This is a genomic window from Streptomyces sp. NPDC048411 (genome assembly GCF_040704695.1).
Taxonomy (GTDB): Bacteria; Actinomycetota; Actinomycetes; order Streptomycetales; family Streptomycetaceae; genus Streptomyces.
Map to the genome: position 1 here is coordinate 57,726 of NZ_JBEZKL010000021.1, position 20,302 is coordinate 78,027.

Genomic DNA, 20,302 nt, shown 5'->3' on the forward strand with positions numbered 1-20,302 from the left:
CCCCGGGAGGACGACCCTCATGACCGTCACCGTCACGGCCACGAAAGCACCCGAACGCCCAGCCCACCGCGACGGCAACGTCCTGCGCTGGCTTGGCGCCTACGCCGCGTCGATGATCGGCGACAGCGTCTACTACATGGCGCTCGCCTGGTCCGCCGCCCGCACCGGCAGCGCCACCCAGGCCGGGCTCGTCCTCGCCGTCGGCTCCATACCCCGGGCCCTGCTGATGCTCGGCGGGGGAGTGCTCGCCGACCGGCTCGGCCCGCGCCGCGTCGTCATCGGCAGCGACGCCGCCCGCTGTCTGGTCGTGCTGGGCCTGGCGGGCGCGCTGCTGTCCACCTCACCCGCCGTGTGGATGCTGGTCGCCGTCGCGCTCGTCTTCGGCGTGGTCGACGCCCTCTTCCTGCCCGCGGTCGGTGCCCTGCCGCCCCGGATCACCGCCGCCGGACAACTGGCCCGCGTCCAGGGACTTCGCGGACTCGCCTCCCGTGCCGCCAATGTCGTCGGAGCCCCGCTCGGTGGCGCCGCAGTGGCTTTCGGCGGCCCGACCCTCGCGTTCGCCGCGGCCGGGGTGCTCTTCGCCGTGTCGCTGCCGTTGCTCCTTGCCCTGCGGATCAGCCCGCTGCCCGCAGCGGAAGCCGGTGAACCGTCCGGCACCGCCTGGCACGACCTGACCGACGGGCTGCGCCACATCCGCCGCCACCCGGTGCTCGGACCGCTCATGCTCGCCGTGGCCCTCAGCGAGCTGGGCTTCGCCGGGCCCCTCAACCTCGGCCTGGTCCTGCTCGCCGGACAGCGCGGCTGGGGGGCGTCCGGCATGGGCTGGATCGTCGCCGCGTTCGGGATCGGAGCCGGTGCGTCGGCGCTGCTGCTCGCGGTGCGCGGCCGCGTGCCGCGGGCCGGTCTCGTCATGTGCCTGACGGTACTGGTCGGCGCACTCGCCATAGCCGTCCTGGCCTTTGCCCCCTCGGTGGGTCTCGCCGTCGCCGTCGCCGTCTGCATCGGGCTCTTCGCCGGGCTCGGCGGCGCCCTGTGCGGCGCCCTGACCCAGACCGTCACCGACCCCGCCTACCTGGGCCGGGTCACCTCGGTATCGACGCTCTTCACCCACGCGATCGCACCGCTCAGCTACCCGGTCACGGGAGCCGCCGTGGCCGCCTGGGGGACGGGCCCGGTCTTCGTCACCAGCGCAGTGGTGTGCGCGTCCGGGGCGGTGGCCGGTCTGGCCTTCACCCGGCTGCGCCGCGCGGAACTCCCGCGCTGACCCGGACCCGTACGCGCTACATCCCCAGCTCCGCGGTGTGCAGCCGGGCCACCGCCTCCTTGTCGCCCTCGAGTTCCACCGTCGCCGCGTTCTGCCTGCCGAACGCGAAGAGCAGCAGCTCGCCCGGCTCGCCGGTGACCGTCACCACCGGGGTGCCCTTGTGCGCCACCGCCGTCTGGCCGTCCGGGCGGCGCAGCACCAGCCCCACCGGGGACTTGCGGCCCAGCATCCGGGCCGTCCTCTCGGCGCGCGACCACAGCACATCGGCGAAGACCGGGTCCAGCTCCCGCCGTGACCAGTCCGGCTGGGCCCGGCGCACATCCTCCGCGTGGATGTAGAACTCGACGGTGTTGGCTGCTTCGTCGATCTGCTTCAGGCCGAACGGGGACATCCGCGGCGGCCCGGTACGGATCAGCTGGATCAGCTCCTCGTACGGCTTGGCCGCGTACTCCGCCTGCACATGTTCGAGGCGGTTCTTCAGCACGTCCAGCAGCAGACCGCCCGCCGCGTCCGGCCGGCGCTCGCGGACCACCACATGGGCGGCCAGATCCCGGGTCGTCCAGCCTTGGCACAGGGTCGGGGCTTCCGGTCCCGCCGCCTCCAACAGGTCGGCGAGCAGAAGTCGTTCACGCTTCGCATGGGTCGACATGCTCGCCAGCGTACGGCCGCCGCACGCGGTCCGCCCAGTGGACGCCGCAGGAAGCCGCTCCCGCGTCCACGGCACAATGGGCACATGACCAGCGCGCCCACGCCCAGCACTCCGCCGCCGTCCGGGAACCTCGACCCGGCCATCGCCGCCCGCCTCAAGCGCGGCGCTGACGGCCTGGTCCCGGCCATCGCCCAGCAGTACGACACCGGCGAGGTGCTCATGCTCGGCTGGATGGACGACGAGGCCCTGCACCGCACCCTGACCACCGGCCGCTGCACCTACTGGTCGCGCAGCCGCCAGGAGTACTGGGTCAAGGGCGACACCTCGGGCCACATCCAGGTGGTCAAGTCCGTCGCCCTCGACTGCGACGCTGACACCGTCCTCGTCAAGGTCGACCAGACGGGTGCCGCCTGTCACACCGGTGACCGGACCTGCTTCGACGCAGATGTACTCCCGCTGGGGCAGTAGGGTCAGCCGCCATGGATCTCGAGACCTTCCGCAAACTGGCCGCCGACCGGCGTGTCATCCCCGTCAGCCGCCGACTCCTCGCGGACGGCGACACCCCGGTTGCGCTCTACCGCAAACTCGCAGGCGAGCGCACCGGCACGTTCCTCCTCGAATCCGCGGAGAACGGCCGCACCTGGTCCCGTTACTCCTTCATCGGCGTCCGCAGCGCCGCCACCCTCACCGTCCGCGACGGGGAGGCGCACTGGCTCGGCACCCCGCCCGTCGGCGTCCCCGTCGACGGGGATCCGCTGGACGCCCTGCGCGCCACCGTCGAGGCCCTGCACACCCCGCGCGACCTGCACTCCGGCATGCCGCCGTTCACCGGTGGCATGGTCGGCTATCTCGGTTACGACATCGTGCGCCGACTGGAGCGGATCGGTGAGCACGGAGGCGACGACCTGCAGCTCCCCGAGCTGACCATGCTCCTCACCTCGGACCTTGCCGTTCTTGACCACTGGGACGGCAGCGTCCTGTTGATCGCCAACGCGATCAACCACAACGACCTGGAGACCGGGGTCGACGAGGCGTACGCCGACGCCGTCGCCCGGCTCGACGCCATGGAGGCGGACCTCTCCCGCCCGGTCGAGAGCACCCCCGCGGCCCTTCCGCCGTCCGAGCTCCCGTCGTACACCGCGCTCTGGGGCGGCCAGGCCTTCCAGGACGCCGTCGTCGACGTGAAGGAGCGCATCAGAGCCGGCGAGGCGTTCCAGGTCGTCCCCTCACAGCGCTTCGAAGCCCCCTGCACGGCAAGCGCGTTGGACGTCTACAGGGTGCTGCGCGCGACCAACCCGTCGCCGTACATGTACCTCTTCCGGTTCGACGGCTTCGATGTCGCCGGCTCCAGCCCCGAAGCGCTCGTCAAGGTCGAGGACGGGCGGGCGATGGTCCACCCGATCGCCGGGACCCGGCCCCGCGGCGCCACCCCGCAGGAGGACCAGGCACTCGCCGACGAGCTCCTCGCCGACCCGAAGGAACGCGCCGAGCACCTGATGCTCGTCGACCTCGGCCGCAACGACCTGGGACGGGTCTGCGTGCCCGGCAGTGTCGAGGTCGTCGACTTCATGTCGATCGAGCGGTACTCGCACGTGATGCACATCGTCTCCACGGTCACCGGCCGCGTCGCCGAAGGCCGTACCGCCTTCGACGTCCTGACCGCATGCTTCCCGGCCGGGACGCTCTCCGGTGCCCCCAAGCCGCGGGCCATGCAGATCATCGAGGAGCTCGAACCCACCCGCCGCGGACTGTACGGAGGCTGCGTCGGCTACCTCGACTTCGCCGGGGACGCCGACACCGCGATCGCGATCCGTACGGCTCTGCTGCGCGACGGCACCGCCTACGTCCAGGCCGGAGCGGGAATCGTCGCCGACTCCGACCCGGTCGCCGAGGACACCGAATGCCGTAACAAGGCCGCCGCGGTCCTGCGCGCCGTGCATACGGCGAACCGCCTCCGCGAACGGTGAAGCCCGAGCGGCACATGGGGGGGCGGCGTCGCGTGCCCTGGTGCGCACATCTGCGGCGCTGTCGTCAGTCACCGACTCCCCATAGCCCTGAAGGCGTGGGGCCCCTTCGCGTCGACTCCTTCCTCCGCCTTGCAGCTGCACGCACCAGACCCCGCTCCTTCACCCACCCCCCATGTGCCGCTCGGGCTGAACCCGTAGGGGATAGTGGGGTACGTGAGTGCTGTCCCCGTACCCCAGCCCCGTGCCCAGGCCGCCACCGCGCCCGACGCCACGGGAAGCCGCCGCAGCCTGGCCGCCGGCCTGCTTCTCGGGGCGGTCGGTGCCGCCGTCGTCCTTCTCGCCTCCAGCCAGACCTGGGCCGAGGGAAAGGCCGCCGTCGTCGGCGGCTCCCTGCCTCTGACCGCCGACGGCCAGGACGTCACCGGACTCCCGGCGGCACTTGCCATCGTCGGCCTGGCCGCCCTCGTCGCCGTCTTCGCCGTCCGCAGCGCCAGCCGACTGCTCGTCGCCGGGCTGCTCGCCCTCAGCGGCCTCGGTGCCGGACTGAGCGCCTACCTCGGCGCCTCCGACAGCGCGGCCCTCGACGAGAAGGCGGCGCAGACCACCGGCGACACCTCCGCCACCATCGACGCCCTCAGCCACACCGCCTGGCCCTACGTCACCGCCGCCGGCGGACTGCTGATCCTCATCGCAGGGCTGCTCGCCCTGCGGTACGGGAAGCTCTGGCCGACCATGTCGGGCCGGTACGAGCGCGACGGAACTCCGCGCCCCCGCAAGGCCCCCCGCACCGCCCCGGACCCGGACCGGCCCGAGGACCTGTGGAAGGCGCTCGACCGCGGCGAGGACCCGACGCACTGACTCCCGGCGCGAGCGGGGCGTGACCGGGGGACACACCCCGGGTGCGACCCCCAGCACACGCCGTACCCGTCCGTACGGGACAATGGTTCTGAGCTTTCTGCACAGCGGCAGCACAGCGCCACCAGCTGTGCGTACAGCGATCAGCGATACCCACAGCGCAACACCAACGAGGAGCAACTCATGGCGGGCAGCAGCCACGGACACACCCCGGCCGCCTGGACCGGTGTCATCATCTCGTTCATCGGCTTCTGCGTCGCAGGCGTCTTCATGGTCGCGGCCAACCCGCTCGGCTTCTGGGCCGGTATCGCGGTCATCCTCATCGGCGGAATCGTCGGTTTCGCGATGAAGGCCGCCGGCCTCGGCACGCCGAAGGAGACGCCCGAGATGGCCGCCGCCCGGGCGGCGGCCGGGCAGGCCCAGACGTCTTCCTGACGCCGGTCGGAACATCGTGAAAGGCGCAGCCCGGGCCGGGCTGCGCCTTTCCGCGTGAGCGGGGACAATCACCGGGTGGACGCCTCGCCTTCCCCCGCAGCCGCACCGGGCCCGTCCGGTCGACAGCCCGCGCCGGACTTCGTGCCGGCGCCCGGTCAGCCGGCACCGGCCTTCCCGCCGGCGCCCGTGCCCGCATCACCCTTCCGACGGCTCGCCACCCCGGTGGCGGTCATGGGCGCCGTCATCGCGGCCTTCGGCTACGTCGGCGCCGTCGACCCCAACCAGCCGGGCCACTACCCGGTCTGCCCGATGCTGCAGGTCACCGGCCTGTTCTGCCCCGGCTGCGGCGGGCTGCGCAGCGCCCACGCCGTTGCCCACGGCGATATCGGCGCCGCCTTCGGCTCCAATGCCCTCGCCGTCGTCGGCTACGCGATCTTCGCTGCCGTCTGGGTGGTCTGGATCGTCCGCGCGAGCAGAGGAATGCCCGTACGGATCAACCTCGCACCGGCCTACTGGTGGGGGATCGGCGCCGTGCTGCTGATCTTCACCGTTGTTCGGAATCTGCCGTTCGGATCAGTACTGGCGCCGTGAATGCCCAGCCAGTGGGACATTCGGAGGCCGGATGCGGGCCCTCGGCCCTCCTGCGGATATCATCGAGATGGCTGATCCTGTTCCCTCATCACCGTCCCGGAAGGGGGCCGCTCGCGTGAGTGTGCTCGACGAGATCATCGACGGCGTCCGCGCCGACCTCGCAGAGCGGCAGGCGCGTGTCAGCCTCGACGAACTCAAGGAACGCGCGGCGCGCGCTCCGGCGGCCAAGGACGGAGTCGCCGCCCTGCGCGGCGAGGGCGTGACCGTTATCTGCGAGGTCAAGCGCTCCAGCCCCTCCAAGGGAGCCCTCGCGGCGATCGCCGACCCGGCCGCACTCGCCGCGGACTACGAGGCCGGTGGCGCGTCCGTCATCTCAGTCCTCACCGAGGAGCGCCGCTTCGGCGGTTCGCTCGCCGACCTGGAGGCCGTCCGCGCCAAGGTCGACATCCCGATCCTGCGCAAGGACTTCATCGTCACCTCCTACCAGCTCTGGGAGGCCCGCGCCTACGGCGCCGACCTCGCCCTGCTGATCGTCGCCGCCCTCGACCAGGAGGCCCTCGTGTCCCTGATCGAGCGCGCCGAGTCCATCGGCCTCACGCCGCTGGTCGAGGCGCACGACGAGGAGGAGGCGGAGCGCGCCGTCGACGCCGGAGCGAAGATCATCGGTGTCAACGCGCGCAATCTGAAGGACCTCAAGGTCGACCGCTCCACCTTCGAGCGTGTCGCCCCCGAGATCCCGGCGGGCATCGTCAAGGTCGCCGAGTCCGGCGTCCGCGGCCCGCACGACCTCATCGCCTACGCCAACGCCGGCGCCGACGCCGTACTCGTCGGCGAGTCCCTGGTCACCGGCCGCGACCCGCGGACCGCAGTCGCCGACCTGGTCGCCGCGGGCGCCCACCCGGCCCTGCGGCACGGACGGGACTGACCCGCACCATGTCCGCCGACCGTCCCCTGCCCCGCACCCGGCCGCGCCTGCGCCTGGCCATGGTGACGGCTGCCCGGGACCCGCACGCACCGCTGGCGCGCGGTTGCCGCCCCCGCGGCTGCCGCGCCCCCGCGCGCCGCGTGCACGGACGGCGGGTGCGGTACGTGATCGGCGACGAGCCCGGCCAGGTCAACGGCATGCGATGGCGCACGGGGACCGCGCTCTAGCGAGCCCCGGCCGACGTACTCGCACCACCCTCTCGTACGTACGACCGAACCGTCCGACCGTCCCGGTCGCGACGGCGCTCTGCCGACGGCGCATACGGTGAACCCACCCGTTGCCATGACGAGGAGCACGTCGGATGTCATCTGACTTCTTCATTCCGGACCCCGAGGGTCTGGTCCCCAGCGCCGAGGGCTACTTCGGCGCGTTCGGCGGCAAGTTCATCCCGGAGGCGCTCGTCGCCGCCGTGGACGAGGTCGCCGTCGAGTACGACAAGGCCAAACACGACCCGGCCTTCGCCGCCGAGCTCAATGAGCTCATGGTCAACTACACCGGCCGGCCCAGCGCCCTGACCGAGATTCCGCGCTTCGCCGAGCACGCGGGCGGCGCCCGGATCTTCCTCAAGCGCGAGGACCTGAACCACACCGGCTCGCACAAGATCAACAACGTGCTGGGTCAGGCGCTGCTCACCAAGCGCATGGGCAAGACCCGGGTCATCGCCGAGACCGGCGCGGGTCAGCACGGCGTCGCCACCGCGACCGCGTGCGCCCTCTTCGGCCTCGAATGCACCATCTACATGGGCGAGATCGACACCGAGCGGCAGGCGCTGAACGTGGCGCGGATGCGGATGCTCGGCGCTGAGGTCGTCGCCGTGAAATCCGGCTCCCGCACGCTGAAGGACGCCATCAACGAGGCGTTCCGCGACTGGGTCGCCAATGTGGACCGCACCCACTACCTCTTCGGGACGGTCGCGGGCCCGCACCCCTTCCCGGCGATGGTCCGCGACTTCCACCGCGTCATCGGCGTCGAGGCCCGACGGCAGGTTCTGGAACGGACCGGCCGGCTGCCGGACGCCGCGATCGCCTGTGTCGGCGGCGGCTCCAACGCCATCGGCCTGTTCCACGCCTTCATCCCGGACGCGCATGTCCGGCTGATCGGCTGCGAGCCCGCCGGACACGGCGTGGAGACCGGCGAGCACGCGGCGACCCTGACCGCGGGCGAGCCCGGCATCCTGCACGGGTCGCGCAGTTACGTCCTCCAGGACGACGAGGGCCAGATCACCGAGCCGTACTCCATCTCGGCCGGTCTGGACTACCCGGGCATCGGCCCCGAGCACGCGTACCTCAAGGACATCGGCCGCGGCGAGTACCGCGCGGTCACCGACGACGCCGCCATGCAGGCGCTGCTGCTGCTCTCCCGCACCGAAGGGATCATCCCGGCCATCGAGAGCGCCCACGCGCTGGCCGGAGCCCTGGAGGTCGGCAAGGAGTTCGGCAAGGACGGGCTTCTCGTGGTCAACCTGTCCGGCCGCGGCGACAAGGACATGGACACGGCGGCCCGCTACTTCGGGCTGTACGACGCGGACGCGACCGTCGAGGCGGACGCGGGGAACGGCGATGCCGAGATCGAGGAGGACGCCAGGTGAGTGGCAACATCGAGCTGTTGAGTACCGCCCTCGCCGCCGCCAAGGCGGAGAAGCGTGCCGCGCTCATCGCCTACCTGCCGGCCGGGTTTCCGACGGTCGACGGCGGCATCGAGGCCGTCAAGGCCGTCGTGGCCGGTGGCGCCGATGTCGTCGAGGTGGGCCTGCCGCACAGCGACCCCGTGCTCGACGGGCCGGTCATCCAGACCGCCGACGACATCGCTCTGCGCGGCGGCGTGAAGATCGCCGACGTGATGCGTACGGTCCGCGAGGCGTACGAGGCGACCGGCGTCCCGATCCTTGTCATGACGTACTGGAACCCCATCGACCGGTACGGCATCGAGCGGTTCACCGCCGAGCTCGCCGAGGCGGGCGGCGCCGGGTGCATCCTGCCCGACCTGCCCGTCCAGGAGTCCTCGGTGTGGCGCGAGCACGCTGACAAGCACGGTCTCGCGACCGTCTTCGTCGTCGCACCGAGCAGCAAGGACGAGCGCCTCACCGCCATCACCGCGGCCGGCTCGGGCTTCGTCTACGCGGCCTCGCTGATGGGGGTCACCGGCACCCGCGAATCGGTCGGCGAGCAGGCTCAGGACGTGGTCCGGCGCACCCGCGCCACGACCGAGCTCCCGGTCTGCGTCGGCCTCGGCGTCTCCAACGCCCAGCAGGCCGCCGAGGTCGCCGTCTTCGCCGACGGGGTGATCGTCGGCTCCGCCTTCGTCAAGCGGATCCTGGACGCCCCCGACGAGGCGTCCGGTCTCGCCGCGGTCCGCTCATTGGCGGGCGAATTGGCCGAAGGCGTTCGAAAGCGCTGACATCGGGTGTAATCCATCCGGGTGGACCTGGGGCCGGGGAGGCACGCACGTGCCTCCCCGGTTCGTTGCTGCGGGTGTGAGCGAGAACAACCAAGAGGGAAAAAGGGCCGCGCGCGACCGGCTCGTCCAGCAGCGCGAGCAGGCGAAGGCGCGCGAGCGCCGCCGGCGCACGCTGATCGTCTCGGCCGCCGTGGTGGGTGTGCTGGCGCTGGCCGCCGTCATCGGCGTGATCGCCGCGAATTCGGGGGGCAAGGGCAACAAGGCGAGCGAGTCGGGGCCCGTGGTCGCACCGTCGGGGGCGACCGGCAAGGACAGCCTGGTCATCCAGGTGGGTGCGGACGACGCCCCGTCCACGCTCACGGTCTGGGAGGACTTCCGCTGCCCGGTCTGTGCCCAGTTCGAGAATGCGTTCCGGGAAACGATCCACGAGCTGGAAAACACCGGACAGATCAAGGTCCAGTATCACCTGGCCACGCTCATCGACGGCAACCTCGGCGGCAGCGGATCGCTGGACGCGGCCAATGCGGCCGCCTGCGCACAGGACGTCGGGAAGTTCTCCGCGTACCACGACGTCCTCTACCGCAATCAGCCGCCGGAGAGCGACGACGCCTTCGGCAAGAGCAGCAAGCTCATCGACCTGGCGGGCAAGGTCCCGGGCCTCGACACGCCCGCCTTCCGCAGTTGCGTGGAGGACGGCACGCACAACACCTGGGTCAAGAAGTCCAACACCGCGTTCCAGAACGGTGGATTCACGGGCACGCCGACGGCGCTCCTCAACGGTGAATCGATCTTCCCGAAGAAGGGGAACGAACCGATCACCGTGGCGAACCTGAAGAAGTGGGTCGCCGAGGCGAACAAGGGCAAGCAGCCGGCGAAGGTCACCCCGTCGCCATCCGTTTCCTGAGGCACCCCGCGGACGTGGGCTCCGGGTCGGCCGGGTGGGGAATGGATGGCCGTCTCGTTACCCAGAAGTTGTCGGGCGGGTTGCCGCACCTCCCGCCCGGCAAGGTAGCGTCGACCCTGCCATGGACCTTGCCTTCATTCCCAGCCCGTCGACCGGCGTGATCAATCTCGGCCCGATCCCGCTTCGCGGCTACGCGTTCTGCATCATCATCGGTGTGTTTGTCGCCGTCTGGTTCGGCAACAAGCGCTGGATCGCCCGGGGCGGCAGAGCCGGCACGGTGGCCGACATCGCCGTCTGGGCCGTGCCCTTCGGTCTCGTCGGCGGCCGGCTCTACCACGTCATCACCGACTACCAGCTGTACTTCAGCGACGGTGAAGACTGGGTCAACGCCTTCAAGATCTGGCAGGGAGGCCTCGGTATCTGGGGCGCGATCGCGCTCGGGGCGGTCGGCGCCTGGATCGGCTGCCGCCGTCGAGGGATCCCGCTGACCGCCTGGGCCGACGCGCTCGCCCCCTGTATCGCCATCGCCCAGGCGTTCGGCCGCTGGGGCAACTGGTTCAACCAGGAGCTGTACGGCAAGCCGACGGATCTGCCGTGGGCACTGAAGATCAGCGAAGGTCCCAACCGGGTCGCCGGAACGTACCACCCGACGTTCCTGTACGAGTCGCTGTGGTGCGTGGGCGTCGCCCTGCTGGTGATCTGGGCGGACCGCCGCTTCAAGCTCGGACACGGGCGGGCGTTCGCGCTGTACGTCGCGGCGTACTGCGCGGGTCGTGCCTGGATCGAGTACATGCGGGTCGACGAGGCGCACCACATCCTGGGCCTGCGCCTGAACGTGTGGACCGCGCTCATCATGTTCGTGCTGGCGGTGACGTACATGGTGATCTCGGCGAAGGTACGGCCGGGGCGCGAGGAGGTCGTCGAGCCGGGAGCAGCCGAGGACGCCGAGGGCGTCGAGGACGCGGCGCCCGCCGCGGATGCCGCCGGTGACGCGGACCGTGACGGCGACGGCGCCGACGATGCGAAGGCGTCCGATGCCGAGGTGCCTGATGCCGAGGTGCCGGAGAAGAACGGCACGGCAGAGGCAGCGAAGAAAGCCTGACGCCACCCATCTGCCTGACGCCACCCATCTGTACGAAAGGCCCCGAACCAAACGGCTCGGGGCCTTTCACTGTTCCCCCACCGGGGTCTGTGCGCCCGGACCCCCCGCTTCTCGATCGCCGGAGGAGCCGGATTTTCCGCCGTCACCCCACCCGTTCCGCCAGCGCCAGCGTCCGGCGGGCCGAGGCCACCACCGCCGCGTCCACGAAGCGGCCGTCCGGCAGCGCCAGCGCACCCGCGTCCGTCAGTGCCGCCGCCACGATCTCCTGCGCCGCCTCGATCTCCTCCGCCGTCGGCCGGAATGCCCGTTCGATGACCGGCAGCTGCCGGGGGTGGATCGCCGCCCGGCCGACGAACCCCAGCGCCCTCCCGTGCACGCAGGACTGCCACAGCCCGTCCAGGTCCAGGACGTCCGGGAACACCGACTGGGTCGGCGGGGCGAGCCCCGCCGCGCGGGCGGCAACGACCACCCGGCCGCGCGACCAGTCCAGGCCCATGTCGTCCCGTACGCCCAGATCGGCCCGGAGATCGATCTCGCCGATGGCGATGGAGCGGACCTGGGCGTGGGACGCCGCGATCGCGTACGCGTGCTCGATGCCGAGCGCCGACTCCAGCAGCGGACAGAGCGCGACGCCGGGCGCCAGAGCCGCGATGTGATGGACGGTCGCGGCATGCGTGATCTTGGGTAGCCGCAGCTCGGCCAGACCGGGCAGTCCGGCCAGGGCCAGGATGTCGGTTTCGGTGTGGACCCGGACGTGCATCGGCACACCGTCCGTGCCGGCGAGCGGATCGGCGAGGAGTTCGGCAGTGGCGGACCGTGCATACGCCTTGCGGTCCGGCGCGACCGCGTCCTCCAGGTCGACGATCACCACGTCAGCGCCCGAGTCGCGCGCCTTGCGCACCACGTCCGGCCGGTCCCCGGGGGCGTACAGCCAAGTCAGAGGCACCGCTGCCGCCGCCGTCACAGCACGCTCCCCGCTCGCAGTGCGGCGATCTCCGGATCGGTCAGACCGAGCCCGGTGAGGATCTCGTCGGTGTCCGCGCCGTGCGGCCGGCCCGCCCAGCGGATCGCCCCCGGGGTCCCGGACAGCCGGAAGAGGACGTTCTGCATACGCAGCGGGCCCAGCTCCGGGTCGGGGACCTCGGTGATGGAGTCCAGGGCCCGGTACTGCGGGTCGTCCATTACGTCCCGGATGTCATGGATCGGCGCGATGGCTGCCTCCGCCTTCTCGAACGCGGAGATCGCGTCGTCGCGGGTGTGCCGGGCCATCCAGCTGCCGACTGCCTCGTCGAGTTCGTCGGAGTGATCGGCACGGGTGGCGCCGGAGGCGAACCACGGCTCGTCGATCAGTTCCGCGCGGCCGACCAGATGCATCACCCGTTCGGCGATCGACTGGGCGGACGTGGACACGGCGACCCACTGACCGTCGGACGTGCGGTACGTATTGCGTGGGGCGTTGTTGCGCGAGCGGTTACCGGTGCGTTCTTGGACGTATCCGAGCTGGTCGTACCAGATCGGCTGCGGACCCAGCACGGTCAGGATCGGCTCGATGATCGCCATGTCGACGACTTGCCCCTTCCCGGTGCGGTCCCGCCCGGCCAGCGCCGCCATCACGGCGTACGCGGTGGCGAGTGCCGCGATCGAGTCGGCGAGCCCGAAGGGCGGCAGGGTCGGCGGCCCGTCCGGCTCCCCGGTGATCGCGGCGAACCCGCTCATGGCCTCGGCGAGGGTGCCGAAGCCGGCGCGGTGCGCGTACGGGCCGAACTGGCCGAAGCCGGTGACCCGGGTGAGCACCAGCCGCGGGTTGACGGCGTGCAGCTCCTCCCAGCCGATGCCCCACCGTTCCAGCGTCCCCGGCCGGAAGTTCTCGATGATCACATCGGTGGACGCGGCCAGCCGCAGCAGGACGTCGCGTCCGCCGGGAGCGGAGAGGTCGAGGGTCAGATTGCGTTTGTTGCGGCCGAGCAGCTTCCACCACAGGCCGATGCCGTCCTTCGCCGGGCCGTGCCCGCGCGACGGATCGGGTCTGCGCGGATGTTCGACCTTGATCACCTCGGCGCCGAAGTCGCCGAGCATGGTGGCGGCGAGGGGGCCCGCGAAGAGCGTGGCGAGGTCGAGGACCCGCAGGCCGGTGAGGGGTGCTTCCCCGGGCGCGGTCATGCGGCGTCGATCTCGCTGCGGTACGGCATGGAGGTCGAGGCACCCGGCTTCTGCACACAGAGCGCGGCGGCCGACGACGCCCAGGCCAGTGCCTCCGGCACGGCACGCCCCTCGCCGAGCGCCACGGCGAGCGTGCCGACGAAGGTGTCCCCGGCGCCGGTGGTGTCCACGGCGGTGACCTCGGGCGCGGGGAAGTGGATCTTTTCGGTGCCCCGGGACGCGTACAGGCAGCCCCTCGCGCCGAGCGTGATGACGACCTCGGGGACCTGCCGGAGCAGGCTGTCCGCCGCCGCGTGGGGTTCGCAGTGCCCGGAGAGTGCGGCGGCCTCGTGCTCATTGGGAATCAGGAGATCGATGGTGTCGAAGAGTTGGTCCGGCAGCGGTTGCACGGGGGAGGGGGTGAGAATCGTCCGTACCCCCTGCGCATGGGCGACCCGCGCTCCTTCCAGCACAGTGGACAGCGGCAGTTCCAGTTGCAGGAGCAGCAGGTCGGCACCCGCGATGGCGGCCTTCTCCCCGGGGCCGAGGGAGGTGACGGTGCCGTTGGCGCCGGGGATCACCACGATCGAGTTGCCGCCCGCGTCGTCGACGACGATGTGCGCGGTGCCGCTGGGGCCCTCCGCGGTGTGCAGCAGGTCGGTGTCCACGCCCGCGTGCTCCAGTCCGGACCGCAGCTGCGCCCCGTACGCGTCGTCACCGACCGCGCCGATCATCATCACGTCGCCGCCCGCGCGGGCGGCGGCGACGGCCTGATTCGCGCCCTTGCCGCCGGGGACGGTGCGGAACTCCCGTCCGGTGACGGTCTCTCCGCGCTGCGGAGCCCGTGCGACGTAGGCGACAAGGTCCATATTGGTGCTGCCGAGCACCACGATGCCGGTCATGGGTGGCGTGCCTCCTCGTGGATGAGCCGGTGGGTCATTTCGGCGAGTGCGTCGAAGCCGATGGAATCGAATCCGGGAACGGATGTGGCGAGCCGGTTCCCCAGCGGGGTGGTCCATCGGCCGGGCAGCGCCCCGGGCCGGCCGGCCAGCAGACCGGTCAGTGAGCCGGCGGTCGCGCCGTTCGAGTCGGTGTCCCAACCACCCGCCACCGCACGGCAGATGGAGCCGGAGAAGTCGCCGTCGGCGTGGGTGAGGGCGGCGGCGAGCAGTGCGGCGTTGGGCAGTACATGGACCCAGTGGTACACGCCGAACTCGGCGTGCAGCCGGTCGACGACCTCGTCGAAGTCCGCCTCACCGCGGGCCGAGTCGATCCCTGTGCGGACCGCGTGCGCAAATCGCGAGCGGGGCGGCACGACGCGCAGACCGGCCGCCAGACAGCCGTGCACATCCGCGTCGCCACCGGCCGCCTCGGCGAGCGCCGCGGCGGTGAACATCGCCCCGTACACACCGTTGCCGGTGTGTGTGAGGACCGCGTCCCGGTGTGCCTGCTCGGCGGCGGCCGCCGGGTCGCCGGGGTGGGTCCAGCCGTGCACGTCGGCGCGGATCCGGGCGCCGATCCACTCCCGGAACGGGTTGCGGTGCCGGGCGGTGTCCGGCGGTTCGATGCCGTCGAGCAGATTGCGGTACGCGACCCGCTCGGCGGTGAACGTACGGCCGGCGGGGAGTTCGTCGAGCCAGAGCCGGGCGAGATCGGCGGTACCGAACGAAGGCCCGTGCCGCTGGATCAACAGCACGGTCAGGAGCGGGTGGTTGAGGTCGTCGTCCTCCGGCATCCCGTCGATGTTCTCGGCGAGCGAGGTGGGTGCGGAGCGACGGTTCCAGGGGTGGGCGGCTGCCAGTGCGGCGGGCAGGCCCTTCGCCGTGAACCAGGTGGTGAGCGGCCAGTTCCCGGTGGCTCGGGCCAGCGCACGGATCCCCGCGAGGGGCAGCTTTTCGACGGGTTTGCCGAGCAGGCAGCCGGCCGCACGCCCCAGCCATGCCGCCTCCAGCCGGGCCGTACCGGCCGGTGGAGGGTCCGTGCGGGGCGCCGGCCAGTCCGGGCAGACCGCCCGGATCGCGGCGAGATCCGTCGGCTCGTCGACATGCAGCGGCGAGGTGAGTCCGGCGAGTTCGTCGAGCAGGCGCTCGGCGAGCGCGCGCAGGGCGGGTGGCGCCGGGGATGTCGATGCGCCCGCGCGCTCCGGGGCGGGTGCGCCGCCCGCCGCGTACCACCGGCGCTCGATGTGCCGCGCGTCCCGGCCGTCCTCGGCCGCCTGGCGCAGCTCGTGCCCGATCAGGTCCTCGGGCTGCACCCAGGTGACCCGCACGGTCATGGCGTGCCTTCCAGTGCTGCGAACGCCGTCTCGTGCGCACGCCGCCGGGCGGTGTCCCGTACGAACACCTCGCGGGCGACGTCCGTCAGCGTCCGCGCCGGTGCGTGCAGATCGAGGCGGCTGGCCTCCGCCACTGTTTTCACCCAGGTGGCGGGGATCGCCGCTTCGCCGTGCAGCGCGCCCGCGAGCGCGCCGCTCATCGTGGCGATCGAGTCGCAGTCGCGGCCGTAGTTCACCGATCCGAGCACCGCGTGCCGGTAGTCGCCGTCCGCGACGAGCAGCATCCCGAGGGCGATCGGGAGCTCCTCGATGGCGTGCAGCCGGGACGGTCGGCGGGCGCCGAGGGACGGGGCGCGGTAGTCGGGTCCGACGGTGTCGAAGGGGGCCACCGCGGCACGCACCGGTGCCAGCGCCGTCTCGAAGTCCTGGTGCTGGACGGCCACTTCGCACACGGCCTCGATGGCGGCCCGGGTTCCGTCCTTGGCGAGCGACAGGCAGGTGTCGACGACGGTGGCGGGCGTCGCGTCCGGGGCGCAGGCGGCGGCGACGGCCGCCGCGAAGACCCCGGCCGCCTCCCTCCCGTACGACGACTGATGGGCGCCCGCGAGGTCCAGCGCCTCGGCGTACGCGGCCCGCGGATGCGCGGCGTTGACCAGTCCCACCGGCGCCATGTACATCGCCGCACCACAGTTCACGATGTTTCCGGAGCCCGCCTCGCGCGGATCGACATGGCCGTAGTGGAGCCGGGCGACGATCCACTTCTCGGCGAGGAAGACCCGTTGCAGTGGCAGCGCCTCGGCCTGCAGCTCCGGAATCCAGCGGGGGTTCGCGATCAGCTCCGGTACGAGGTGGTCGGCCACGGAGTACGCGTCGAGATGGTCCCGTACGGCGCCGTACACCCGTACCAGCGCATGGGTCATCAAGGTGTCGTCGGTGACGTGCCCGTCGCCCTTGTAGTACGGGGCGATGGGGCGGGCGGTGCGCCAGTCGTCGCCGTCCCACGGGCCGACGATGCCGGTGACCCGGCCGCCGTGGCGTTCGACGATCTGCTCGGCGGACCGGCCCTCGACGGGGCCGCCGAGCGCGTCGCCGACGGCGGCGCCGACGAGGGCGCCGCTGATCCGTTCATCGAGGGCGAGCGCGGTGGGTGGTCTGTTCCCTGGAGGCGTCATGAGCTTCATGGGCGTCATGCCCGAATTGTCCACCCGGAGGGGCTGGTTCCGTGTCTGTCAGCAGCCCGGCGAGTTCGATGAGATCGGTGCCCGCGAGTCGGGGCAGCGCACACCCGGCTAGCGTGCGGCAGGCCTCGCGCCAGCCGTCCGGGACGGCGGCGATACCGCCGAGCGCGCCGGTCAGCGCACCGGCCAGAGCGGGCGCCGAGTCGGCGACCCGCGACAGACAGGCCGCGGCCGGAACGGCCTGGGCGATCTCGCCCCGGGCGGCGGTGGCGAGGGCGAGCGCGACCGGCACGGTCTCGGCGGCGGCGATCCCGTAGCTGTACACATGATCGACGATCTGATGCTCCAGCACCGGCACGAGCGCGAAGGCGCCGGCCGCCTCGCCGACGAAGTCCCGGGCGATCCGGACGGCGTGGGCGGCATTGCGCGCGATCTCGGTGCCGTCGGGGAGCTGGGCGAGTGCGGCGTTCACCACGGCGTCGACATCGGCCCCGCCCAGCGCCTCGGCGATCGCGGCGGCCATCGCACGGGCACCGTGCACACCGTCGCCGTCCTGGGTGTATCGGGCATCGAACTCGGCGAGTTCGGCGGCGGGTCCGGGCTCGCCGGGGTGGACGACCGCCAGCACGGCGGCCCGGACACAGGCCGCGTCGTCGAAATAGTGCGGGTTGTCGTGGCCGGTGGCGGGCGGCCGCAGCCCGGCGGCGAGATTGCCGAGCCCCGCCCGGACCGAGATCCGGGCGCGCAGGGGGAGCACCGCCGACTCGACCTCCGGCGCCTGCGCGGCAGCCGCGGCGACCTCAGCGGCCAGTGCGTTCCAGGAGAGGTCGATGGCAGCCTGCATCCGGCGCTCGGGGGAGAGGTGGTGCAGCGACCCCGCCTCCGAGGCGAGTACGGTCCCGGCGGCGAACGCGGCCCATTCGGCATCGTCCGACGGCCCGAGCCGCAGCGGCTCGGGTGGCTGGTTGAGGGCGATCGGCACGGGCAGGGTGGTGGTGGCGTTCTGCTCGGCGAAGGTGTCGAGCTCCCGGGTGAGGCGCCGGGTCCACTCCGGCATCCGGGCCGCCCGGTGGCGCGCGGCCGGCCACCCCGCGGCATCCCCCGAGGCGAGGCCGAGGAGCAGTCCCTCGATCCGGGCGCGGCGCTCCGGCAGGGGCCGGGCAGGGAGGGAGGCGGGATCGCTGGTACGGCGAGCGTCGCGTGCAATGGTCATGACACCACCACCGCCGGTTCGCCTGCGCCGCCTACTGCCCCGCCCGCCGGTCCGCCTGCGCCCCTGACCGCCCCGCCCGCCTTGCCGGTCCCGCCCATCGGGTCCGCCTCGTCCGTCTCGTCCGGGGTGAGCAGCTCCGCGATGTCCAGGACGTGGTAGCCCCGCATCGACGGCAGGCAGCTGCCCCGGACCGGTCCGATCGCCTCGCCCCAGATCCGCGGGATCGCGGACACCCCGTGCAGTGCCCCGGCCAGCGCTCCCGCCACGGCCGCCGTCGTGTCCGCGTCGCGGCCCATGTTGACCGCGGTCAGCACCGCCGTACGGAAATCGCCGCGCGCCGCCGCGAACGCGCCGAACGCCAGGCCGACCGCCTCCGGAGCCAGATCCGTCCATGGATATCCGCCGACCACCACCGCGGAGCGCACGGCCCGCTCCGTGGTGAGGCGGTCGGGATACGCGCGCTGGGCGGCCGCCACCGCGCGGCGCAGCGAGCGCGCCGTCCAGGAGTCCATCGGAACGACGGACAGCGCGGCCGCGATCACGGACGCGACCCCCGCACCGACCATCGCGGCGGCCACTCCGGCCGCCACCGCCTGGCCGCCGTAGATGCCCTCGCCGTCGTGGCTGACCCGGCCGTCGACCGCGACCAGGCGCGCGGCCTCTGCGGGCCGGCCCGCCGCGAACACGCCGAACGGCGCCGCCCGCATCGCGAGTCCGTCGCTCCAGGCGTGCCGGTGCTGGGCGGAGATCGGGGCGGCGAGACCCCGGCGCAGGTTCTCCAGCGTGCCGCGCTCGCTGAACCCGGCGCCGCGGAACGGCCCCTCGTCCAGGTCGGCGATCCACAGGTGCCAGGCCCGCTCGACATGGGTGACGGTCAGCGCCGAACCGTGCCGGGCGAGCAGCAGCCCGGAGAAGATCGCGTACTCCGTGTCATCGGTGCCTGCCGGGTCGTCGCTGACGAAGCCCTCGATCCGGCCCCAGCGGCGGCGAATCTCGGACGGCCGCAGGTTCTCCGCCGGCGCGCCCAGGGCGTCACCCACGGCGAGCCCCAGGAGCGCGCCGCGGGCCCGGTCGGCCCGGTCGAGGCGCTCGACATCGTCCGCGTGGTCCGCATGGGCCGATCGGCCCGTGCTGGGTGTGTCCGCGTCGTACCGGGCGGCCTCCGTCGCACCGCCTGCGTCCGCACCGCCCGCGTTCGTTCCGCCCGCGCTCGTACGGCCCGTCCGCCGCTCTGCCGGATTACCCGCAATCGACTCCATTGCGTCGACCCTTCGCTCGTACCGAGCCAGTTCTCGTACCTGTCCGATCTGTGCCACGCGGAGACCCGACAAAGGCCGATAAGCGTGACAAAAGGGCCAGTCGGATGACGGGATCACTTTCCTGAGCCAGGCCGTACTTACCTGGTCAGAGGGCAGGTAAGTACGGCCTGGCTTGCTGGCGGGGCGCTCTTTTCGTGCGTACTTTCGATGGTGTTGAGGGGGCGGAGCGAGTGAATCCCGCTGCCGGAGAAGGGGAGAACTGTGTCCATCATCGAGACCGACGCCGTCCTGCATGAGGCGCACCGTGACAACCACACCCACCGTGATGTGAACGGCGGCTGGCTGCGCCCGGCGGTCTTCGGTGCGATGGACGGGCTCGTCTCCAACCTCGCGCTGATGACCGGCGTCGCGGGTGGCTCGGTGTCCCAGCAGACGCTCGTGATCACCGGTCTGGCGGGCCTGGCCGCCGGCGCGTTCTCCATGGCGGCCGGCGAATACACCTCCGTCGCTTCGCAACGAGAGCTCGTCGAGGCCGAACTCGATGTCGAGCGCCGCGAATTGCGCAAGCACCCGGTGGACGAGATGGAAGAGCTCGCCGCGCTGTACGAGTCCCGCGGCGTCGAGCCCGGACTCGCCCGCGAGGTCGCCCGGCAGCTGTCCCGCGATCCTGAGCAGGCCCTGGAAATACACGCCCGCGAGGAGCTCGGCATCGACCCGAGCGATCTGCCGTCGCCGCTCGTCGCCGCTGTGTCGTCGTTCGGTGCGTTCGCGCTGGGTGCGCTGCTGCCCGTACTGCCGTATCTGCTCGGAGCACACGCCCTGTGGCCCGCGGTGCTGCTGGCGCTCATCGGGCTCTTCGGCTGCGGCGCGGTGGTGGCCAGGGTGACGGCGCGCAGCTGGTGGTTCAGCGGGCTGCGGCAGCTGGTGCTCGGTGGTACGGCTGCGGCGGTCACGTACGGGCTGGGCATGGTGTTCGGCGTGGCCGTCGGGAGCTAGGGCGTGTTTCGAAAGTCCCGCCTGCCTGGCGACGCCTGGCACGCACGCTCGCTGCGTTGTCGGGCTCGCCCCGATACGCCCAGTATCGGGGCG

The 20,302-nt window shown here is 72.1% G+C and carries 21 protein-coding genes; 13 read left to right on the plus strand and 8 right to left on the minus strand.

Translation table 11 applies throughout. The annotated features are described in order from the left end of the window. The first annotated feature begins 19 nt into the window (after window positions 1-19). Window positions 20-1,264 (plus strand): MFS transporter, encoded by a 1,245-nt coding sequence (locus AB0915_RS10940; protein WP_366690771.1) that lies wholly within the window; start codon window positions 20-22, stop codon window positions 1,262-1,264. Between the two features lie 16 nt (window positions 1,265-1,280). Here AB0915_RS10940 and AB0915_RS10945 read toward each other — a convergent pair whose 3' ends face one another. After that, window positions 1,281-1,913 (minus strand): TIGR03085 family metal-binding protein, encoded by a 633-nt coding sequence (locus tag AB0915_RS10945; protein ID WP_366690772.1) that lies wholly within the window; start codon window positions 1,911-1,913, stop codon window positions 1,281-1,283. An 84-nt stretch (window positions 1,914-1,997) separates the two neighbouring features. Here AB0915_RS10945 and hisI point away from each other — a divergent pair, with 84 nt between their 5' ends. The 11 genes from hisI to lgt all read left to right on the plus strand — a co-directional run bounded on the left by hisI (window position 1,998) and on the right by lgt (window position 11,149). Beyond that, window positions 1,998-2,381 carry a phosphoribosyl-AMP cyclohydrolase gene (gene hisI / locus AB0915_RS10950; RefSeq protein ID WP_366690773.1) on the plus strand — a complete coding sequence of 128 codons (384 nt, stop codon included), beginning with the start codon at window positions 1,998-2,000 and terminating at the stop codon, window positions 2,379-2,381. A gap of 11 nt (window positions 2,382-2,392) precedes the next feature. Next, a complete protein-coding gene (locus AB0915_RS10955; RefSeq protein ID WP_366690774.1) occupies window positions 2,393-3,880 on the plus strand; it encodes an anthranilate synthase component I in 1,488 nt (495 codons plus the stop codon). 204 nt (window positions 3,881-4,084) lie between these two features. Beyond that, window positions 4,085-4,738, plus strand: coding sequence for a TIGR02234 family membrane protein (locus tag AB0915_RS10960; protein ID WP_366690775.1), 654 nt, complete (start codon window positions 4,085-4,087; stop codon window positions 4,736-4,738). A gap of 180 nt (window positions 4,739-4,918) precedes the next feature. After that, window positions 4,919-5,170 (plus strand): HGxxPAAW family protein, encoded by a 252-nt coding sequence (locus AB0915_RS10965; RefSeq protein WP_366690776.1) that lies wholly within the window; start codon window positions 4,919-4,921, stop codon window positions 5,168-5,170. Between the two features lie 141 nt (window positions 5,171-5,311). Beyond that, window positions 5,312-5,761: a DUF2752 domain-containing protein gene (locus AB0915_RS10970; RefSeq protein WP_366690791.1), complete on the plus strand. Its 450-nt coding sequence runs from the start codon at window positions 5,312-5,314 to the stop codon at window positions 5,759-5,761. Between the two features lie 115 nt (window positions 5,762-5,876). After that, complete coding sequence (trpC, locus tag AB0915_RS10975; protein ID WP_366690777.1) at window positions 5,877-6,686, plus strand: indole-3-glycerol phosphate synthase TrpC; 810 nt, start codon at window positions 5,877-5,879, stop codon at window positions 6,684-6,686. A gap of 8 nt (window positions 6,687-6,694) precedes the next feature. Beyond that, window positions 6,695-6,913 carry a tryptophan synthase subunit(beta) gene (locus AB0915_RS10980; protein WP_266986747.1) on the plus strand — a complete coding sequence of 73 codons (219 nt, stop codon included), beginning with the start codon at window positions 6,695-6,697 and terminating at the stop codon, window positions 6,911-6,913. Between the two features lie 134 nt (window positions 6,914-7,047). Next, window positions 7,048-8,334 carry a tryptophan synthase subunit beta gene (gene trpB, locus AB0915_RS10985; protein WP_366690778.1) on the plus strand — a complete coding sequence of 429 codons (1,287 nt, stop codon included), beginning with the start codon at window positions 7,048-7,050 and terminating at the stop codon, window positions 8,332-8,334. Next, window positions 8,331-9,143, plus strand: coding sequence for a tryptophan synthase subunit alpha (gene trpA / locus AB0915_RS10990; RefSeq protein ID WP_366690779.1), 813 nt, complete (start codon window positions 8,331-8,333; stop codon window positions 9,141-9,143). The genes trpB and trpA overlap by 4 nt, the downstream gene beginning before the upstream one ends. Window positions 9,144-9,219: 76 nt before the next feature. Continuing rightward, window positions 9,220-10,047, plus strand: coding sequence for a thioredoxin domain-containing protein (locus AB0915_RS10995; protein ID WP_366690780.1), 828 nt, complete (start codon window positions 9,220-9,222; stop codon window positions 10,045-10,047). A gap of 121 nt (window positions 10,048-10,168) precedes the next feature. Further along, a complete protein-coding gene (lgt, locus tag AB0915_RS11000) occupies window positions 10,169-11,149 on the plus strand; it encodes a prolipoprotein diacylglyceryl transferase (RefSeq protein WP_366690781.1) in 981 nt (326 codons plus the stop codon). Between the two features lie 142 nt (window positions 11,150-11,291). On the opposite strand, the gene AB0915_RS11005 is transcribed toward lgt, so the two are convergent. Genes AB0915_RS11005 through AB0915_RS11035 form a run of 7 tightly spaced genes read right to left on the minus strand, consistent with a single transcriptional unit; the run spans window position 11,292 to window position 19,213 of the window. Beyond that, window positions 11,292-12,095, minus strand: a complete 804-nt coding sequence (locus AB0915_RS11005) for a CoA ester lyase (RefSeq protein ID WP_366690782.1) — start codon at window positions 12,093-12,095, stop codon at window positions 11,292-11,294. A gap of 14 nt (window positions 12,096-12,109) precedes the next feature. Further along, the gene (locus AB0915_RS11010; protein WP_366690783.1) at window positions 12,110-13,309 is read right to left on the minus strand and encodes a CoA transferase; all 1,200 of its coding nucleotides are present in this window, start codon (window positions 13,307-13,309) and stop codon (window positions 12,110-12,112) included. Beyond that, a complete protein-coding gene (rbsK, locus tag AB0915_RS11015; protein WP_366690784.1) occupies window positions 13,306-14,190 on the minus strand; it encodes a ribokinase in 885 nt (294 codons plus the stop codon). The genes AB0915_RS11010 and rbsK overlap by 4 nt, the downstream gene beginning before the upstream one ends. After that, complete coding sequence (locus tag AB0915_RS11020) at window positions 14,187-15,563, minus strand: ADP-ribosylglycohydrolase family protein (protein ID WP_366690785.1); 1,377 nt, start codon at window positions 15,561-15,563, stop codon at window positions 14,187-14,189. Before AB0915_RS11020 ends, rbsK begins: the two co-directional genes overlap by 4 nt. Beyond that, window positions 15,560-16,753 carry an ADP-ribosylglycohydrolase family protein gene (locus AB0915_RS11025; RefSeq protein ID WP_366690786.1) on the minus strand — a complete coding sequence of 398 codons (1,194 nt, stop codon included), beginning with the start codon at window positions 16,751-16,753 and terminating at the stop codon, window positions 15,560-15,562. The genes AB0915_RS11020 and AB0915_RS11025 overlap by 4 nt, the downstream gene beginning before the upstream one ends. Beyond that, the gene (locus AB0915_RS11030) at window positions 16,689-17,954 is read right to left on the minus strand and encodes an ADP-ribosylglycohydrolase family protein (RefSeq protein WP_366690787.1); all 1,266 of its coding nucleotides are present in this window, start codon (window positions 17,952-17,954) and stop codon (window positions 16,689-16,691) included. The genes AB0915_RS11025 and AB0915_RS11030 overlap by 65 nt, the downstream gene beginning before the upstream one ends. Continuing rightward, the gene (locus tag AB0915_RS11035; protein WP_366690788.1) at window positions 17,951-19,213 is read right to left on the minus strand and encodes an ADP-ribosylglycohydrolase family protein; all 1,263 of its coding nucleotides are present in this window, start codon (window positions 19,211-19,213) and stop codon (window positions 17,951-17,953) included. Before AB0915_RS11035 ends, AB0915_RS11030 begins: the two co-directional genes overlap by 4 nt. A 261-nt stretch (window positions 19,214-19,474) precedes the next feature. On the opposite strand from AB0915_RS11035, the gene AB0915_RS11040 reads away from it, so the two are divergent. Then, entirely contained in the window at window positions 19,475-20,209 is a 735-nt protein-coding gene (locus AB0915_RS11040; protein ID WP_358857975.1) for a VIT1/CCC1 transporter family protein, read from the plus strand. Window positions 20,210-20,302: the final 93 nt, after the last annotated feature.

Coding starts and splice junctions, on each gene's coding strand:
- AB0915_RS11010 (WP_366690783.1), bottom strand. CDS start 13,309: ATGACCGCGCCCGGGGAAGCACCCCTCACCGGCCTGCGGGTCCTCGAC.
- AB0915_RS11025 (WP_366690786.1), bottom strand. CDS start 16,753: ATGACGCCCATGAAGCTCATGACGCCTCCAGGGAACAGACCACCCACC.
- AB0915_RS11020 (WP_366690785.1), bottom strand. CDS start 15,563: ATGACCGTGCGGGTCACCTGGGTGCAGCCCGAGGACCTGATCGGGCAC.
- AB0915_RS10980 (WP_266986747.1), top strand. CDS start 6,695: ATGTCCGCCGACCGTCCCCTGCCCCGCACCCGGCCGCGCCTGCGCCTG.
- AB0915_RS11035 (WP_366690788.1), bottom strand. CDS start 19,213: ATGGAGTCGATTGCGGGTAATCCGGCAGAGCGGCGGACGGGCCGTACG.
- AB0915_RS10965 (WP_366690776.1), top strand. CDS start 4,919: ATGGCGGGCAGCAGCCACGGACACACCCCGGCCGCCTGGACCGGTGTC.
- hisI (WP_366690773.1), top strand. CDS start 1,998: ATGACCAGCGCGCCCACGCCCAGCACTCCGCCGCCGTCCGGGAACCTC.
- AB0915_RS10945 (WP_366690772.1), bottom strand. CDS start 1,913: ATGTCGACCCATGCGAAGCGTGAACGACTTCTGCTCGCCGACCTGTTG.
- AB0915_RS11030 (WP_366690787.1), bottom strand. CDS start 17,954: ATGACCATTGCACGCGACGCTCGCCGTACCAGCGATCCCGCCTCCCTC.
- rbsK (WP_366690784.1), bottom strand. CDS start 14,190: ATGACCGGCATCGTGGTGCTCGGCAGCACCAATATGGACCTTGTCGCC.
- AB0915_RS10940 (WP_366690771.1), top strand. CDS start 20: ATGACCGTCACCGTCACGGCCACGAAAGCACCCGAACGCCCAGCCCAC.
- AB0915_RS10955 (WP_366690774.1), top strand. CDS start 2,393: ATGGATCTCGAGACCTTCCGCAAACTGGCCGCCGACCGGCGTGTCATC.
- lgt (WP_366690781.1), top strand. CDS start 10,169: ATGGACCTTGCCTTCATTCCCAGCCCGTCGACCGGCGTGATCAATCTC.
- trpB (WP_366690778.1), top strand. CDS start 7,048: ATGTCATCTGACTTCTTCATTCCGGACCCCGAGGGTCTGGTCCCCAGC.